Origin of the sequence: Bacillus sp. SIMBA_031 (genome assembly GCF_046535225.1) — a bacterium.
In the GTDB taxonomy this organism is placed as follows: domain Bacteria; phylum Bacillota; class Bacilli; order Bacillales; family Bacillaceae; genus Bacillus; species Bacillus velezensis.
The window spans coordinates 1-259 of record NZ_JAWRXC010000405.1; the positions used below are offsets into that span (position 1 = coordinate 1).

The window sequence follows — 259 nt, forward strand, 5'->3', positions numbered from 1 at the left end:
GAAGGGCATCCGGCATCTGCTTTACGATCATGGCTATACGATCAAGGGTGTGCAGAAACTCCTGAAGACCAATGGCAACAAGTTCGTGGTCTCGGTCGCCCATGGCGATCTGGCGAGCGTCGAGGCGCTGGCTGCGAGTTCCAAGGATGGAGCAGGGGCCTCATCCGAGCCACGGGTCAGCATGGCCGACGAGGATCAGTTGGTCGGGCGTGCCAAAGCGCCAATTACGCGCCGCTTCTTCAATTTCGTCAGCGGCGAG

The 259-nt window shown here is 59.8% G+C and carries 1 protein-coding gene; it reads left to right on the forward strand.

Annotated elements, in window-relative coordinates:
• Positions 1–259: MerR family transcriptional regulator (locus SB724_RS20805; protein WP_410572844.1), on the forward strand; the 259-nt coding region annotated here is incomplete at both ends.